Origin of the sequence: Salisediminibacterium beveridgei (assembly GCF_001721685.1) — a bacterium.
GTDB lineage: Bacteria > Bacillota > Bacilli > Bacillales > Salisediminibacteriaceae > Salisediminibacterium > Salisediminibacterium beveridgei.
Genome location: NZ_CP012502.1, coordinates 2,829,267 through 2,846,483 on the forward strand (window position 1 = coordinate 2,829,267; position 17,217 = coordinate 2,846,483).

Genomic DNA, 17,217 nt, shown 5'->3' on the forward strand with positions numbered 1-17,217 from the left:
TATACCCTGGCACAACAGAAAAGGCTTGTGAGTTTGTGACAAATTCGTGACATCCCTCAAAAAAACAGGCGGGAAGTCACTGCTGTCCCGCCAGTTTGATCCACGTCACGCAGTGCTCAGAAGCCCGGGGACGGTCATAATAATAACCCTGCACCTGAATTTCCGGAAACTGCCTAAGCCAGTTTTCCTGATTCCTGTTCTCCACACCCTCAGCAATCACCTGCATCTTTAACCCTTCGGCCATGGATATCACGGAACGGACAATCGCTTCGTCTTTGTTACCCGACCCGATGCCATTGATGAACGTCTGGTCAATCTTTAAATAATCCACCGGGAAATTTTTCAGATAACTGAGTGATGAATGACCTGTACCAAAGTCATCAATGGAGACGACGATCCCTTTAGCCTGAATCGTCTGAAGCGTCTCGCGAATCGTGAATAAATGTTCCGCACTGATGGATTCAGTCACTTCGATTCCCAGATAATACGACTTCAGATCGAAGTCTTCAAGTGCATCTTCAAGAGTGCCGATAATGTTTTCGTGAACCAGCTGCATAACTGACACATTGACACTTACCGGTACAATCCGGTACCCTTCATCCAGCCATTGGCGCTGCTGGGCTGCGGCCATCCGGATTACCTGGTTCCCTAAAGCAATAATCAACCCGGTTTCTTCTGCCAGTGGAATAAATTCCCCGGGGGAAACAACCCCGAGCCGGTCATGAGGCCAGCGGACCAGGGCTTCAAAACCGACCAGCTTGCCGTCATTCAGACTAAACTGCGGCTGATAATAAAGCACAAGCTGTTCTTCTTCAATCGCTTTTCTGAGCTCTGCTTCCATCTCTATGCGGTTCAGCATGTTAGAGTATAATTTTTCTGTATAAAACGCAAATACGTTTCTCCCCTGTGCCTTTGCTTCATACATCGCCATATCTGCATTTTTGATTAAATCTTCCGTCGAAGAACCATTGTTCGGATAAATACTGATCCCGATACTGCAGGAAATAAACACATCATGCCCCTCGAGATGGAATGGTTTCTGAAAGAGACTGTGAATCCTGTTCGCAAGGATACTGACATCTTCCCGATCCTTAATTGGTGAAGACATCATCGTGAATTCATCGCCGCCGAATCGTGAAATGACCACGCGGGAATCCACACCGTCTTTCAGCCGCTCACCGACCATGACCAACAGCCTGTCTCCTGCGGAATGGCCCCAGGTATCATTCACATGTTTAAACATGTCGAGGTCAATGTACAAGACGGCCAAAGCCATTTCTACTTCATCCACAAATACCATCTGTTCGTTCAATAGCATTTGAAAATGCTGACGGTTAGGTAACCCGGTCAATCCATCAAAATAGGCCATGTGGCGGATTTCCTGTTCTTTTTGCTTCAGTTCATGGCGCTCAAGCACCGTCGAAATCAGCTGACTGATCGACTGGGCATACGCCAGCTCATCCTTATGCCAGGAGCGGCCTTTCGAACGGTACTCAAAAGCGATAATCCCGATAACCTCAGCTTTTGAACGAATCACCGTCAAAAGAGCAGATTCCACTTTTTGATGGCGGAAATACGCCGCTATGTAGGGGTGATCCCTTCTGAACTCATCCAGGTCACTGACTGTGAAGAACAACCCATCCTGAGACCATTCGTACATTGCTTTGAGCTTCCATTTCTTTGCCACCCATCCTTCTGTCGGGAAAAAATCTTCCCGATCATACGCCGCTGACAACACGAGACCTTCCTGACGGTCAAGCCAGATCGAGGTCCGATCCACCTTCACGGCATACGTCACACTTTCTGCAATTTCATCCAGAGAATCATTCAGATACCCTTCACCCCAAAAACCGGATGTCGACAACTTCAAAATCGATTCCTGATGCCGCTTTGTCCGTTCGATTGACAGTCTATTGGCCTGGATCGTACTGTTGACCTCCTTAATCATATGATTAAAGGCCTCACCGACTTCACTCATTTCATCTTTTGTATCAAGGTTCACTTCCACATCAAAATCGCCCCATGCCACCTTTCGGGAACTGTCACTCAAGGTCTGCACGCTGTTTAAAATCGACTGGAAAAACCCCCAGAACAGGTACAAAAGGAGAATCAAATAAGCGGTAACAAACCCGATGATCAGATTCTGTGAGATAATCAGTGTCTGATACCTGGATGCGATTTCTTCTTGCAGGTAATCGGCTCCTTCCTGAAGCACATAGAAATGCGTATCCACCGCAGGGGTGATCTCTTCAAAATAGTCCACAGGTGATGCATAGGGTTCACCTTCAATGACCCGATTGATCAGCGATGACAGGTCCTCTCTCTGCTCTTCATATCGGGTATAATACCCTTGAAGTGTCCGGTTCTCATCCAGAAAATTGCTGAACTCCGGTGTGTTTTCAAATACCATATGATACTGGAAGTGACTGACTTCCTCAGCGCGGACTCTCATATCCAGCTTATCTTCGTCAGAAATGGAATCCTGACCATTGAATAATGTGCCCAGTGCACGGATCTGTCCAATGTGCTCTGCGCGGATCAGCATTCCGTTGATCAAATCATCGACCACGATAGCAATATCCTGACTACGGTCAAATGCGACAAGGGATTCCTGAATCGTCAGTTGTGTCAATGACAAAACCTGCTGAATTAGCGCATTGTATTCTTCTTTTGTGCCCCTCGCATCCGAGAGTTCCTGATTCTCTGTATGCGTTACATTCCTCGTTCCTTCTCTGATCGACACCCAAAGATCTTCGCTCCCAAAACTCTGGATGGCTGGCAGGTGTTCGCGTTCTATTTTACCGGTGAGTTCCATCACCTGTTCCTGTTCATTTATGTACAAATCAAATCCCGCTTCATCCACTGCGTAAAGCTGAACATAGCCCCGCTCCCTCTGCAAATGATAGATCAGTTCCGACAGATCCTCCACGAGGGCAAGACCTTCTTCCGCTTCCGACGCAACAGTCCGCTGATCAATCAGCCAGATCGTGATCGGGGTCAATAATCCTCCAATGAGAAATGTAATCAAGACAGCAATGATTGAAAATTTCTGTTTATATTTGAGTCGGTTCATGAAACGGATGACTGGTTGAAAGATTCTGATCATGTGGCAAAACCTCTGTCTCTATGTAAAGTTAGGTTAATTATATCAGATATGTTTCTTTCGTTTCATACAGAATGGTGGTTTTTTCAGAAAATTCTGTCCGTTATCAGAAAAACCACACGAATTGGCGTGTGGTTTTTCTTCCTATTGGTTTAATGGGTCATCCATTTCGGCGGGGTATTTTTGTCCCAGTAAATGTTCCCGATATCATGGTGAGATTCAAAGCCGTCACTCTGTTCATGGTAATGGAAATTAAACCAGTAGCCCTGTTTCGGCTTGAGGTCTTTCCGGACATGAAAACGCAGGAGATCTTCATCTGCCTGAGGATCATGAAGATGAAAAATCTTCTCCCCGGTGTAAGATAACTTCTGCTCATCGATCACAAGATAAGGCAAATGATCTTCCGGAAGTTTATTGACGTAGTCTTCTATAATTTCCTCCATGGCCGGAAAAATGGTTTCCATCACCTCGGATTCTATTTTTCCTGAGATCCTTGGCCCGAGTTTATGAATGGTCTGTTCCTTCGCCTGTTCAGTGAAGAACAACAGAAAGTCCGTATCATCAGGATCATCCTCATCGTCCTGCCAGGAAGAATCCTCCACTTCCTCAAAGGCGCCTGCTGCAAGATTCTCTTCTGACTGATCATTGCCGGAATTCAGTTCGTTCTTGTCCGCATGATCTTCAGCATCGGTATGTAATTCTGGTACATAGAGACCGACTGTCAGAATCGCAATCAGGACAACCCAAAGCCGGCGAAGTTGCAGTTTCATGGCGGTATCTCCTTTTGTTCGGAATGGTATCGGTTTCATTATAGCATAAACTATTGTGTAAATATACTGGCTGAATAGAGGAATCAGGCAGCGCTGGAAAGAATGATATAGATATAGGCAATTACCTGAAAGGTTGTGACTGGTTTGAGACAGAAAAAAACACGTATTTTCGCACACCGTGGAAACGCAATCCATTGCCCGGAGAACACGCTTGCTGCATTCGCATCCGCTATCCATGCAGGAGCCGATGGTTTGGAGCTCGACATTCAATTGACAAAAGATCAGATCCCTGTGGTGATTCACGATGAACGGATTGACCGGACAACGGACGGTGAAGGCTGGCTGAAATCCTTCACTTTTGCCGATCTCCAGGCATTTGATGCAGGTTCCTGGTTCGACTCAAGCTTCCATGAAGAACGGATCCCGAAACTTGAGGATGTCTTTGCACTCATGAAGGGGAACGACCTGCTTGTCAACGTCGAATTAAAGACGGGTGTCGTGCAATATGAAGGAATTGAAGAACAACTCCTGACCCTGATTGCAGAATGGGGCTATGAGCACCGGGTGATTGTTTCCTCATTCAATCATTATTCGCTTGCCAAAATCCGTGAGCTGCACCCTGCAGTAGAAACGGCTGCTTTGTTCATGGAAGGCTTGTTTGAACCCTGGTCGTATATCAAAACCTTCGGAGGAACAAGCATGCATTGTTTCTTCCCGGTCGCCATCCGGGAAATGATCGAAGGAGCTCATCAGCACGGCACGCCTCTCCGGGCATTTACGGTCAATGAGGAGCATCACCTGAAAAACCTGATCCAGCAGCGGATCGATGGAGTCATTACCGATGATCCAGTAAAGGCGATCCGGATCAGGCAAAGCCTCTATGAGGACGGAAACAATTAAGAAGTAAGAGATTGGGGGGCGTTTTGATGGGAGCAGCGCAGTCAGGTGTATCCAAAGTCAAAATCTTCGCGATCGGCAGCGGCTTCTTTGCCTTGATGCTGATCTGGACGTTTTACAATGCGTATATGCCCTTGATCCTGGGAGATTTCATTGAAAGCCGCGGCATTCGCGGGATGATCATGGGGCTCGATAATCTGTTTGCTGTTCTCCTGATTCCGATAATCGGTACCTGGAGTGACCGGATCAATACCCGGCTTGGGAACCGTCTTCCCTTTCTCGTAGTGGGCATGCCGATTGCGGCGGTGTTCTTTATCCTGATTCCATACGGTGCCATGGTCTCACTTTGGGTGCTTCTGGTCGTGGATATCATCTTCCTTTTGGCCATGACGATTTACCGGGCACCGGTTATTTCCTTGATGCCGGACCACACACCACCGGCATACCGCTCGACTGCTAACGGGATCATCAATTTCATGGGCGGGGTGGGAGCGATCGTCGCACTCTTTGGACTGTCCACCCTTTATGGGATCGACCGGACGTATCCGTTTCTATTGGCTGGTCTTCTGTTGTTTTTTGCTTTCATTCTTCTGTACTTCATCGTGGACCGGAACCCGCCCTATGCGGATACTACAGCGAACGACATGGAGGAAGTGCAGGCACAGGGTTCACTGAAGGGGATGTTTACAAAGATTCTCAAACCGGATTTCCGGGGCGAATTTTACATCCTGCTTGCCATTTTCATCTATTTTATCGGTTATGCAGCTGTCGAAGCGCTTTTCACGGTCTATGCCGTGGAACACCTTGGCATGGCGGATGACGCTGCCGGCTTTACGTTAGGCTTTTTCAGCCTTTCTTTCGTTTTATTTGCCATTCCTGCGGGGATGATCGGAACCCGGATCGGGAAGGCACCGGCGATGTCCATCGGGCTTCTCGCTTTGCCCGTTGTGTTTTTCCTGATCCCGCTTCTGCCCGCGATTGACGGGTTAATTTTCGGACTGGATCATCTGACGCTTTTACCTGTTGTTCTTTTAATCGGCGGGATTTTCTGGGCATTCATCAATGTCCAGGCTTACCCGCTTGTTGCTGACCTCGGCGGCACCAATAAAATCGGTTTTTTCACAGGACTTTACTATTTATTCTCTATGGGTTCGTCCATTATCGCACCCGGTATTCTCGGCCTCATGATGGACATCTTTGGTTCACCCGCACTGTTTTACGGCAGCGCATTAACCTTCCTGGTTGGCTTTTATTTCCTGAAAAAAGGCAGCAGGATCATCTGGCACCATTCATCAGGATGAACACAACACCCGGACCCTCACGCAGGATCCGGGTGTTTCATTGAAGCTATGGTTACAGATAAAGTACTATCCCCAGGATGATGATATGAAGGGTCTGATCCACCATGATGGTGAGCCATTTTTTCTCACTTTCCGGCGGTGTGGTCACTGTCCTGACCCACCATTGAACTACGCCTCTGCGATCAAGAATCCCATGGGAGAAAAAGACCACGGTAACCCCAACAACGGAAAGTCCGCCGAAACCAACCCAGGCAATCACTGCAATAACCAGTGTATAGACTGTGACGTGCGCCAAAAGGGGCAACCATTTGGTCGCTTTACCTGCCGCCATCCACTTTGTCTGTAATAAATAATCTCCAATTAAATGTCCGATAAACAAGAATTCAAACGGCGTCATAGCGACCTCCCTCTATCAGTTCGTCAGTTCAATTGCCCTGACCATATGATTCCAATGATCTGTCACCCATATGCGTTCATCGAAAACGGCGACACTGTAGGGGCCATCAAACAAGGCTTCTTCAACGGAACCGTCTTTCAAACCGTGTACACCATGACCTGCAACAGGGATCACTTCATCATCCGTAATCAACCGGATCCGGTGATTATAGGTGTCTGCAACAAGAATGGCATCGTCCGCCAGGACTTCAACGCTTCGTGGGAAATTGAACTTCGCTTCAGCTGTTGGTCCGTCTTCGATTCCAGGTGCAATATAGTCAGCCCCCGGAATCAGATCCTCTCCCGTTCCGGCTATCGTTGTTACTTCTCCTCCACCTGTCACCTGACGGATCCGCTGGTTGCCGGAATCAGCCACAATGATGTTTTCCCCCGAGACCGCAAGGCCAAAAGGCTCGTTAAATCCTGCTTCTTCTCCTTGACCATCAACAAAACGTCCGACTTCCCGTCCGTCTTCCTGCTCATAATCCCCACCGGCCAGGACTGTCATGTCACCGGAAGAGAGATCGATTTGCTGGATACGGTGACTCCCTGCATCAGACACGATCAAATTTTCTTCCATAATGACAAGAGATGTCGGGTATTCCAGATCCTCTCTCAATGTTTCCACATTACCATCCTCATCAATACTTCGGATGGCACCGTTTTCAGCATCTGCCACATAGACGGTATCGGATTCTTCATCGAAGATAAGTCCGAGGGGTGTGTCAAATCGGGCATCTTCACTCGCTCCATCTTTGAAACCACCTTCAGGTTCACCATAATCATCATAAATCTCATAGCCACCTGCAAAAGTTTCCGATTGACCGGACATGGACACATAACGAATCAGATGATTGCCGGAATCTGCAACCAGGAACCCTTCATCAAATGGGATGATATCAGCCGGATGATTAAACTGCGTCTCTTCAGAATTACCATCAGCATAACCCATTCCATTAAGACCGCTAAAGGATGCGATGGCACCTATGCTCAAATCCAAAGCTGAATCCTCCTGTCCATCCTGGACCTCATCAGATTCTTCCGGGCTGTTATCATTGGGTTCAAGATTTTCTTCAGCATCATCATTATCTGATCCGAAGCAGCCGGATACGATCATCAGACCCGTCAACGGAATAAGCCATTTTTTTATCAGCATCCGACATCGCCTCCTTCTGTTTCATCGACAGCCCCATCAGTTTGAGCAGGAGAGAAAATTCCTTTAGTCATTCTCATCATCCTCTCCTGCTTCTTCGTCATCTTCATTGTCCTGTTCTTCATCACGGATTTCTTCCTGATCGATGTTTTCGTCACTTTCTTTTTCTTCCTCTTCATTTTTCTCTAATTTATTTTGCTCCGTATTTTCTTCTTTTTCTTTATCAAACTCTTTATCAACTGCAGTATCCTCTTTTTTCGTATCTTCCGGACTTGCTTCTTCCTCTTGACTCTTGTCTTTAGAATTGTCTTTTTCTTCAGTCACTTCATCAGAGCTGGAATCATTCTCTGTCTTCACATCTTCAAAATCCGTTTCTTCGGTATATTCATCGTCCTTTTTTACCTGCTCTTGCTCAGATGAGTTATCGGCTTTATCTTTTTTCAATTCCGATTCTTCAACTGATGAAACATCTGCCGGTTTTTGATCAGAATCCTCAACTTCCAACTCTTCATCAACAGATTCTTGATTTTCTTGGTCAGTAATTCCTGCATCCACGAAACTGAATGTTTGGGGTTCAAAGTCAATGTCCTGTTCTGTCGTAAAGTCGAAGACTTCCGTCTCACTGAACTCGCCGTTTCGGGCAATGAGTTCGACCTGGTACATCGTCCCTGGTGTCAAGTCATTAATGAATATCGTGTCACCTTCAAAGGTGACATTGTCTTCACTTACTTCTTCCCCAGTATCCAGATTCTCCACCCGGACATTGAAAGCATCAGTCTGATACGTCTCGGTCAATTCCAAGTCCGCAGTCACTGACGTGATGCTGCTGTTATCCATATCATAGTTGAAGCTGGAAAATAAGATCAGCTCCGGTGTCTCAATCTCTGATTCAACCCGCAGTTGTTCGCCGGAATAGCCTCTTAAGGAAAATTCTGTATCTTCATTAAATTCTCTTTCAAATGAAAGCCAAGTGCCGCTTTCAGTCAGGTTATCCGACTCACGCTCGTCATCGATATACAGATACAGCTCGTCATAGTCCACCTCATCCGTGATATCCGACCAGTCCAGCCACACGCTCATGTCATAAGCAATCACCGTGTCCAGGAAGTCGATTGTTTCCACAGGCGGTGCGTCTGTCGTAAAGTCGAAGACTTCCGTCTCACTGAACTCGCCATTTCGGGCAATGAGTTCCACCTCGTACATCGTTTCCGGTGTCAGGCCATTGATGGATAGTGTATCGCCGTCAAAGTTGAAGTTGTCCTCACTTATTTCTTCGCCGTCCACTTCCGTGACCGTCACATCAAACGCTTCCGGTGAATAGCTTTCATTCAGGATCAGTTCTGCCGTATCTGATGTGATATTGCCTTCTTCCGAGTCATAGGTGAAGCTCCCCGGGAAGATGATCTGTGGCGTTTCGATCTCCGATTCGACTCTCAATTGTTCGCCGCTGTACCCTTTCAGCACAAAGGAGGTGTCTTCGTTGAACTCCCGTTCAATCGGGAGCCATGCCCCGCTCTCTGTCAGATCCTCCGTCTCACGCTCGTCATCGATATACAGATACAGTTCGTCATAGTCCGCCTCATCCGTGATATCCGACCAGTCCACCCAGAAGCTCATGTCATAGGCAATGACTGTATCGAGGAAGTCGATTGTCTCCACAGGTGGTGCGTCTGTCGTAAAGTCGAAGACTTCCGTCTCACTGAACTCGCCATTTCGGGCAATGAGTTCCACCTCGTACATCGTTTCAGGTGTCAGACCATTGATGGATAGTGTATCTCCCTCAAAGTTGAAGTTGTCCTCACTTATTTCTTCGCCGCCGACTTCCGTGACGGTGACATCAAACGCTTCAGGCGGGTACGTTTCATTCAGGATCAGACCTGCCGTTTCCGTATTGATTGAGCTGTTTATCATGTCATAGCCGAAACTGCCCCAGAAGATGATTTCCGGTGTCGCCATTTCCGACTCTATCCTCTGCCGCTCGCCAGTGTACCCCTTCAGCACAAAGGAGGTGTCTTCGTTGAACTCCCGTTCAATCGGGAACCATGCCCCGCTCTCTGTCAAATCCTCCGTTTCACGCTCGTCATCGATATACAGATACAGTTCGTCATAGTCCGCCTCATCCGTGATATCCGACCAGTCCAGCCACACGCTCATGTCATAGGCAATGACTGTATCGAGGTAGCCGATTGTTTCCACAGGCGGTGCGTCTGTCGTAAAGTCGAAGACTTCCGTCTCAGTAAACTCGTCATTTCGGGCAATGAGTTCCACCTGGTACATCGTTTCCGCTTCCAGATTATTAACAGATACCGTGTCGCCGTCAAAGCTGACGTTATCTTCATTTACTTCGCTGCCGTCCATGTCTGATACACGAACATCAAACGCCTCCGGCGAATAGCTTTCATTCAGGATCAGTTCTGCCGTATCCGACGTGATCGTGCTGTTCTCCTCGTCGTAGCCGAACTCGCCCGGGAAGATGATCTGTGGCGTTTCGACCTCCGATTCGACTCTCAGCTGGTCGCCGCTGTATCCTTTCAGCACAAAGGAGGTATCTTCGTTGAACTCCCGTTCAATCGGGAGCCACGTTCCGCTCTCCGTCAGATCATCCGACTCACGCTCGTCATCGATATACAGATACAGCTCGTCAAAGTCCGCCTCATCCGTGATATCCGACCAGTCCAGCCACACGCTCATGTCATAGGCAATGACTGTATCGAGGAAGTCGATTGTCTCCACAGGCGGTGCGTCTGTTGTAAAGTCGAAGACTTCCGTCTCACTGAACTCGCCATTTCGGGCAATGAGTTCCACCTGGTACATCGTTTCCGCTTCCAGATTATTAACAGATACCGTGTCGCCGTCAAAGCTGACGTTATCTTCATTTACTTCGCTGCCGTCCATGTCTGATACACGAACATCAAACGCCTCCGGCGAATAGCTTTCATTCAGGATCAGTTCTGCCGTATCCGACGTGATCGTGCTGTTCTCCTCGTCGTAGCCGAACTCGCCCGGGAAGATGATCTGTGGCGTTTCGACCTCCGATTCGACTCTCAATTGTTCGCCGGTGTACCCTTTCAGCACAAAGGAGGTGTCTTCGTTGAACTCCCGTTCAATCGGGAGCCACGTGCCGCTCTCTGTCAGGTCCTCCGTCTCACGCTCGTCATCGATATACAGATACAGCTCGTCATAGTCCGCCTCATCCGTGATATCCGACCAGTCCAGCCACACGCTCATGTCATAGGCAATCACCGTGTCCAGGAAGTCGATTGTCTCCACAGGCGGTGTGTCTGTCGTAAAGTCGAAGACTTCCGTCTCAGTAAACTCGCCATTTCGGGCAATGAGTTCCACCTGGTACATCGTTTCCGCTTCCAGATTATTAACAGATACCGTGTCGCCGTCAAAGCTGAGGTTATCTTCATTTACTTCGCTGCCGTCCATGTCTGATACACGAACATCAAACGCCTCCGGCGAATAGCTTTCATTCAGGATCAGTTCTGCCGTATCCGACGTGATCGTGCTGTTCTCCTCGTCGTAGCCGAACTCGCCCGGGAAGATGATCTGTGGCGTTTCGACCTCCGATTCGACTCTCAATTGTTCGCCGGTGTACCCTTTCAGCACAAAGGAGGTGTCTTCGTTGAACTCCCGTTCAATCGGAAGCCACGTGCCGCTCTCTGTCAGGTTCTCCGTCTCACGCTCGTCATCGATATACAGATACAGTTCGTCATAGTCCGCCTCGTCTGTGATATCTGACCAGTCCAGCCACACGCTCATGTCATAGGCGATCACTGTATTCAGGAAGTCAAAAACGCCAGCAAAAGGGTCTTCTTCTTCGGGAGGATCAGGTTCGCTCGTTTCATCTTCCTCTTCTGTAGATTCAGGATCAGAAGTTTCCTCATCTTCATCCGGATCCGTTACAAATGCTGGTTCGTCTTCCTCTTCTTCTTCATCTTCCGGTGAAGGTGCAACAGGTTGTGTTGGCACCGTTGCAGCTGAAGGAGCCGGTGATGTTGGCTCAGCTGGATCTGGTGACGATCCCTCTGGTGATGCAGGTTGTGTATCTGAAGGACCTTCTGTTTCTTCAGCTGTTCCCTGTAATTCAAATTCCTCAGGACGTCTGCGTTGTTCTTCAAAACGTGAATCGATCTCTTCATCAGTCAATCCCAAATCCCGAAGGCGATTCAGAGTATCACTCACCCGTTCACGGGTTCGATTGGACCTATCCAACGATTCCTCACGCATTTCTTCCAGACGCTCATTTCGTTGTTCGATACGTTCGGATATTTCAGTCACTCTCTCAGTAGAATCCAGTCGGTCAACCATTTGGTTAAATACTTCCGACAGATTATAACTTCTTAACCTCTCATCCAACGATTCAAACAATCCGTCAATGTCAGCTTCGTCCAGGTCCCGCTCCATATCTGTTTCCCGGGTCGTTTCGATGATATCAAAGATCGCATCAGTGACCATGAGATCACCCATATCGTCGGTCATTTCATTGATATCAGGATCATTACCTTCGTTTAATTTTTCGTCCTCAACGGATTGACTATGACTCTCTATAGGTCCGATTTCCTGAACAGGGTCTTCCTCATCTGTCGGGATCAGCCGGTTCATGGAAACTTCTACACTTCCGTCAATAACAGTCGTGTCAGATGCCGATTCTTCGGGGGCATGCGTCGAGTAATAAAGTGTCCCCCGAACACCCATGACGGTCGTTGGTGTTTCCACATCATAAGAGTCATCAATATTCATGACCCGCTTCACTTTATTCCAGACTTTCCCTGTCCACAGTTTAACCGTTGACTGTTCCCCATCATCTTCCTGTTTGGCAGTAACCATCACCTTTGAATGATGGTCGATCGTTGTTGCGTCCTCAGAATCAAATTCTACCCGCAGGGCCCCGTCATCCGATGTTCTGATTTCATCACCATCAAAGAGGCCCATACCGTTAAAGCCTTCATACTCGGCAAGGCCGCCTCCTCTCCGTACAAACACATCCCCTTCGACTTCCGCAAGACGGGCCTGGGGTTCTGATGTTGCGGCATCAACCTGATTCAGAGGGAAAACCGGAAACATGAAGAACGAATGAAAAAGTAATGCAGATATAACGATGAGTTTACTCTTCATGCAGCGCCTCCCCCTTTGATCTTCTCTACTTGATAAACCTGAATCGACTTTTCCTTACCTTTAACCATGACCGGTTCCAATTTTGTCACATCCACATCATCTTTGATTTTTTCGTATGTTTTGTCACTGATCAGGATCTGCATGGCCTTTGCTTTAGACTCAAGCCTTGCTGCAAGATTCACATCATCACCGATTGCCGTATAATCCAGTCTGTCCTTGGAACCGACATTCCCGACAATGCACTCGCCTGAATTTATACCGATCCCAAAACCGATCTCGTAATCATATTGTTCCTTAATTTTGGCTGTCAGTGCTTCACTTTGCTTTTGTATGTCCAGCGCCGTTTTCACAGCACGGAGCGCATGATCCTCCTGGTCAATGGGCGCCCCGTAGATCGCCATGACCCCATCACCCATGAACTTATCGATCGTGCCTTCGAATTTGAAAATGGACTGGGCGCAGAGGTCGAGGTAGTCGTTTAAGATATCGATCACTTTTTCCGGATCCATTTTTTCTGAGAGGGTGGTAAAGCCCCGGATATCGATAAACATAAGCGTCACCGCTTTCTTCGTTCCACCGACTTTAATCTCTTCATTGGAATCGAGAATATCATCCACAACGTTCTGTGAGACATAGCGGCCAAAAGTATCCCGCACTCGCTTCTTCTCGAGCGTCTCCTGAATGTATTGAATGACCACCGACGACACATAAGCAAAAATGATCGCTGCAAGCGCATAGGTGAACGGCAAGAGCATTTGACTGATATCAAACCAGACGCCGACGAAAATGACGTAGCCGACTAAAAAGACGAATAACAGTCCTGTGGCCCAGCGAGCACGTACTGCTTCAAATATTGAAAAGGGCACGGCAAACATCAATCCGACAACCAGTAAGCCCACCGGAAGGGATGTCCGTTCATAATACTGCTCGTCCAGTAAACTCTGAATGATGTTGGCGTGGATCTCGACGCCGAACATCGGTATGGTATTGCTCATGGGGGTTAAGTATTCATCCTGCAGTCCTGTCGCGTATGGACCAATCAGGACGATCGACTGACTGAAATAATCTGGTGGAATCGTGCCGTCAAGGACATCCTTAAATGAGTAGACAGAAAACGTTGACTGCTGGGGAGATGAAGCATAAGAGAATCCCATGCGGCTCCAATCATCGGTCGGTATTTCACCTGCTCCCCTCAGCCAGCGGTTGCCGCCTTCGTCATATGTAATCTGTTCCCCTTCTTCTAACAACTGATTGGCAAGTACGACGCTGATCGCCGGGATCATATTGCCATCAGGCGATTCCACACCGAGGAGTCCCTGCCGGACCACCCGGTCTTCATCGGCCAGTACATTGATATGACCGGTATCATCCATGTTGTAATTTTCATAAATCGGTTCAAACATGGTACGGTATTCCAAAGCTGTTCCTGCTTCTGCCTGAAGGGAATCGAATTGAAAATAAACAGGTAAGAGGATTTCATCATGGGTCGCTAATGCTTCCTCCAACGCTTCGTCCTCTTCCTCCACAGGACTTGATTCAGCGTAAAGGACATCCACCCATACCGCTTCCGCCCCGCCATCAGCAAGGTCAGAGGTGACCTCAGCCATCACATCCCTTGGCCAGGGCCAGCGACCGACATCCTCAAGACTGTCTTCATCGATGGCCAGAATTTTAATCCGGTAATCTGTCTCCCGTTCTTCACGGAAAAAACGATCGGTGAAATTATGTTCAATGACGTAAAACGTATCTAAGTAATAAAAAACCAGTGCCAATCCTCCAATGCAAACACCGACAATCAATCGCCTGAGCATGAGCGCCCCTCCATTTCACTTCTGCCTCGCTACCTATTTTCTAAATATTCACGCTACTTAAGGTGTACTGCTCGAAAAAACGGGGAAACTGTACCCTTATTTACCACATAATTCTCATTGTACCCTATTCAGCACACCATTTGAATTGAAATGATCATTTTTTTGTTTGATAATTCATCAAAATTTGCAAAATGCTATCGGAAACATGGAATGTAACTGTCCCTTCAGCGACATCAGCATCCCTGAATAAGTCATAAAAGTACTAAGGATTGGGTCCCCGGTACTTTTAAAAAACAATTGCTATAATAATGCATCTTCCTGCGATCCAATAAATTGCCTGTTTCTATTGATCAGCTGTTCTCCCGACAGGCCGCTGCTTTCTCCTCACTCAGGTGGCATTTTTTCCATTTTCATTCAGGTTCACACGTCTTTTTGCAACCGTCTCGATCTGTTTACGTACTGCAGGGAAATCAGTCAGCATTGAATAGAAATCTTTCGAACGAAGAACAAGGCAGGTGGTCCGTTCAAGCGGCAAAATCGTTGCGTTTCGTGGTTCATCGTTCAACAGGGCAAGCTCCCCAAAATGATCCCCATCTTCCAATACGGCCACCTGATCTTCCTCTTCCACACCGCCCACTCTGACAGACACCTTCCCTCTTGCAATCAGGTAGAAGCGGTCTCCCAAATCGCCTTCATGGACAATCACTTCCCTTTCTTCATACACTTCGGTGATAAACTGACCGGCCAGCTGATACACATAGGTTTTTTCCAATGAAGAGAACAAATCGATCCGGCGCAATCGCTCCCCTTCCACGGTAGCGACCATACCATTGTCGGAAAGACTGAATCCCTGCTGTTTATTCAGAAGCTGCTGATAGAGACCCTCTGCACGCAGCAAATCGAAGTGTGTTCCCTGTTCCACCGCATGCCCATGTTCCATGACAATCACCTGATCGGCATTTTTCCCATACTGAATCCGATGCGTCAGGGAGATGACCGTGACCTCCGGAGGAAGCGACTCAATCATATGCAGGACATCCATTTCTGTCCGGGGATCCAGTGCGGACGTTGCCTCATCCAAAACAAGAAAATCCGGTTTCGCCAACAGGGCCCTGGCGAGAGCAATCCGCTGTTCTTCACCACCGGAAAGGGCCCTGACTTTTGTGTTGATCCTCGTATCCAGCCCGTCTTTCATCCGCCTGACCAGATCTCCGGCATTGGCCATATCCAGAGTTCTGTAAAGATCTTCATCCGTGCAGGTGATCTCACGATTCATGATGAGATTTTCACGGATGGTCCCTTCGATGAAATACGGTTCCTGAAATACCACAGCGAATTTCGAGCGGTATTTTGTGGTGTCCAGCTTACTGATATCTACGCCGTCAAGGGTAACCGATCCACTGTCAGGTTTATAAAACTGCAGCAGCAAATGGACGAGACTGCTTTTTCCGGAGCCGCTGGGGCCAGTAATGACTGAGTAGGAACCTTTGGGAAATGTTACATTCAATGTGTTGACCCCTTGATCCAATCCCTGATAATGATAAGTGACGTTTGAAAAAGCGATGCCCTTTTGAACATCTCCAGGATCTTCTCCTGGTCCCCCTTCAATGCCTTCCTCATACTCATTCATCAGCTCCTCAAAACGAAGCCAGTTGACAGAAGGTTTCAGCGTAATGCCAATGGACGACGATAAAACGATGGCTTGTTGGAAAACAAGCAGAAAGATCGTGAAATACGCCACGAAATCCCCCAGTGACAGGACCTCAATGAAAGTCAAATACCCGCCGATTCCCAGAACCAGCATGCGGAAGATCAGCAAAACGACCTGAGGCAGCCTGTCCATCTTCGATTTCAGGCGGACGGACTTCAAATGGGTTTGTGATAAGGCGTTTAAAAGTCCGAAAAATTTCGCTGAAAAAGAAGGCACTGCATTGTATGCATGAATCAGCTTCATGTTTCCCGTATATTCCTCAACGGCATCCCCAAGTGCCTCTTTCTCCTTTGCATGTGTCTCCACAAACGCATCTTCTTGATCACTGTATGTATAGTTCGGGATAAAAATCATCAATAAACCAATCGCAACCACCAGTGTCAGCCATGGCTGAATGAAGAGCAGGAAAACCAGCCCAATCAGAACGCTCAGGAAAGCAGGGACAGCAACAGCTAACACCCGGATGATGAAACCTTCAATGGCAGGAATATCCTGTTGAAATCTCGATACCAGCTCACTGGTTCGAAACCGGTTCAAGAAACTGACGCCCTGATTCTGAATGTGCTGATAGGACTGTTTTCGTAAATCTTCACTGATGCGTGTACCCAGTTTTGCCATCCGCTGATCATTCAAAAAACCGATCAGAATGCTCATTGTTCCAAACGCGAGGAGCATAAAGAGTACCGCAAGCAAAATGTCCATATTCCCGGGGGTAATGGCTTCATCCAGGAGGAATTTAAAGCTCAAAGCGAGCATATACTGAAAGATCAGTTCAAAGAACACGCCGGTAAAAAAAATAAGAATTAACATGCGGTAATCCGATAAATAACGGAACAAGAGCCGGATCATGACATTCACCTTCCTCAACAATCAATCGATTCATTATACCATTCGTCATGATTTTATCAAAATATT

9 protein-coding genes are annotated in these 17,217 nt (G+C 47.6%); 2 read left to right on the top strand and 7 right to left on the bottom strand.

Annotated elements, in window-relative coordinates; translation table 11 throughout:
• Nucleotides 1-76: 76 nt before the first annotated feature.
• Complete coding sequence (locus tag BBEV_RS13310; protein WP_198155007.1) at nucleotides 77-3,073, bottom strand: EAL domain-containing protein; 2,997 nt, start codon at nucleotides 3,071-3,073, stop codon at nucleotides 77-79.
• 182 nt (nucleotides 3,074-3,255) lie between these two features.
• Nucleotides 3,256-3,873, bottom strand: a complete 618-nt coding sequence (locus BBEV_RS13315) for a YpjP family protein (RefSeq protein WP_069365914.1) — start codon at nucleotides 3,871-3,873, stop codon at nucleotides 3,256-3,258.
• Nucleotides 3,874-4,017: 144 nt separating this feature from the next.
• On the opposite strand from BBEV_RS13315, the gene BBEV_RS13320 reads away from it, so the two are divergent.
• Both BBEV_RS13320 and BBEV_RS13325 read left to right on the top strand, forming a co-directional pair.
• Nucleotides 4,018-4,773, top strand: a complete 756-nt coding sequence (locus tag BBEV_RS13320; RefSeq protein ID WP_069365915.1) for a glycerophosphodiester phosphodiesterase — start codon at nucleotides 4,018-4,020, stop codon at nucleotides 4,771-4,773.
• A gap of 26 nt (nucleotides 4,774-4,799) precedes the next feature.
• A complete protein-coding gene (locus BBEV_RS13325) occupies nucleotides 4,800-6,071 on the top strand; it encodes an MFS transporter (protein ID WP_069365916.1) in 1,272 nt (423 codons plus the stop codon).
• Between the two features lie 52 nt (nucleotides 6,072-6,123).
• Here the strand turns inward: BBEV_RS13325 and BBEV_RS13330 are convergent, their stop codons facing one another.
• From BBEV_RS13330 to BBEV_RS13350, 5 genes are all read right to left on the bottom strand, one after another.
• The gene (locus BBEV_RS13330; protein WP_069365917.1) at nucleotides 6,124-6,468 is read right to left on the bottom strand and encodes a DUF3307 domain-containing protein; all 345 of its coding nucleotides are present in this window, start codon (nucleotides 6,466-6,468) and stop codon (nucleotides 6,124-6,126) included.
• 15 nt (nucleotides 6,469-6,483) lie between these two features.
• Complete coding sequence (locus tag BBEV_RS13335; protein ID WP_069365918.1) at nucleotides 6,484-7,662, bottom strand: NHL repeat-containing protein; 1,179 nt, start codon at nucleotides 7,660-7,662, stop codon at nucleotides 6,484-6,486.
• A gap of 63 nt (nucleotides 7,663-7,725) precedes the next feature.
• A complete protein-coding gene (locus BBEV_RS13340) occupies nucleotides 7,726-12,780 on the bottom strand; it encodes a FecR domain-containing protein (RefSeq protein ID WP_069365919.1) in 5,055 nt (1,684 codons plus the stop codon).
• Entirely contained in the window at nucleotides 12,777-14,591 is a 1,815-nt protein-coding gene (locus BBEV_RS13345; RefSeq protein WP_069365920.1) for a CHASE2 domain-containing protein, read from the bottom strand. Before BBEV_RS13345 ends, BBEV_RS13340 begins: the two co-directional genes overlap by 4 nt.
• A 388-nt stretch (nucleotides 14,592-14,979) precedes the next feature.
• Nucleotides 14,980-17,151 carry an ATP-binding cassette domain-containing protein gene (locus BBEV_RS13350; protein ID WP_069365921.1) on the bottom strand — a complete coding sequence of 724 codons (2,172 nt, stop codon included), beginning with the start codon at nucleotides 17,149-17,151 and terminating at the stop codon, nucleotides 14,980-14,982.
• Nucleotides 17,152-17,217 lie beyond the last annotated feature (66 nt).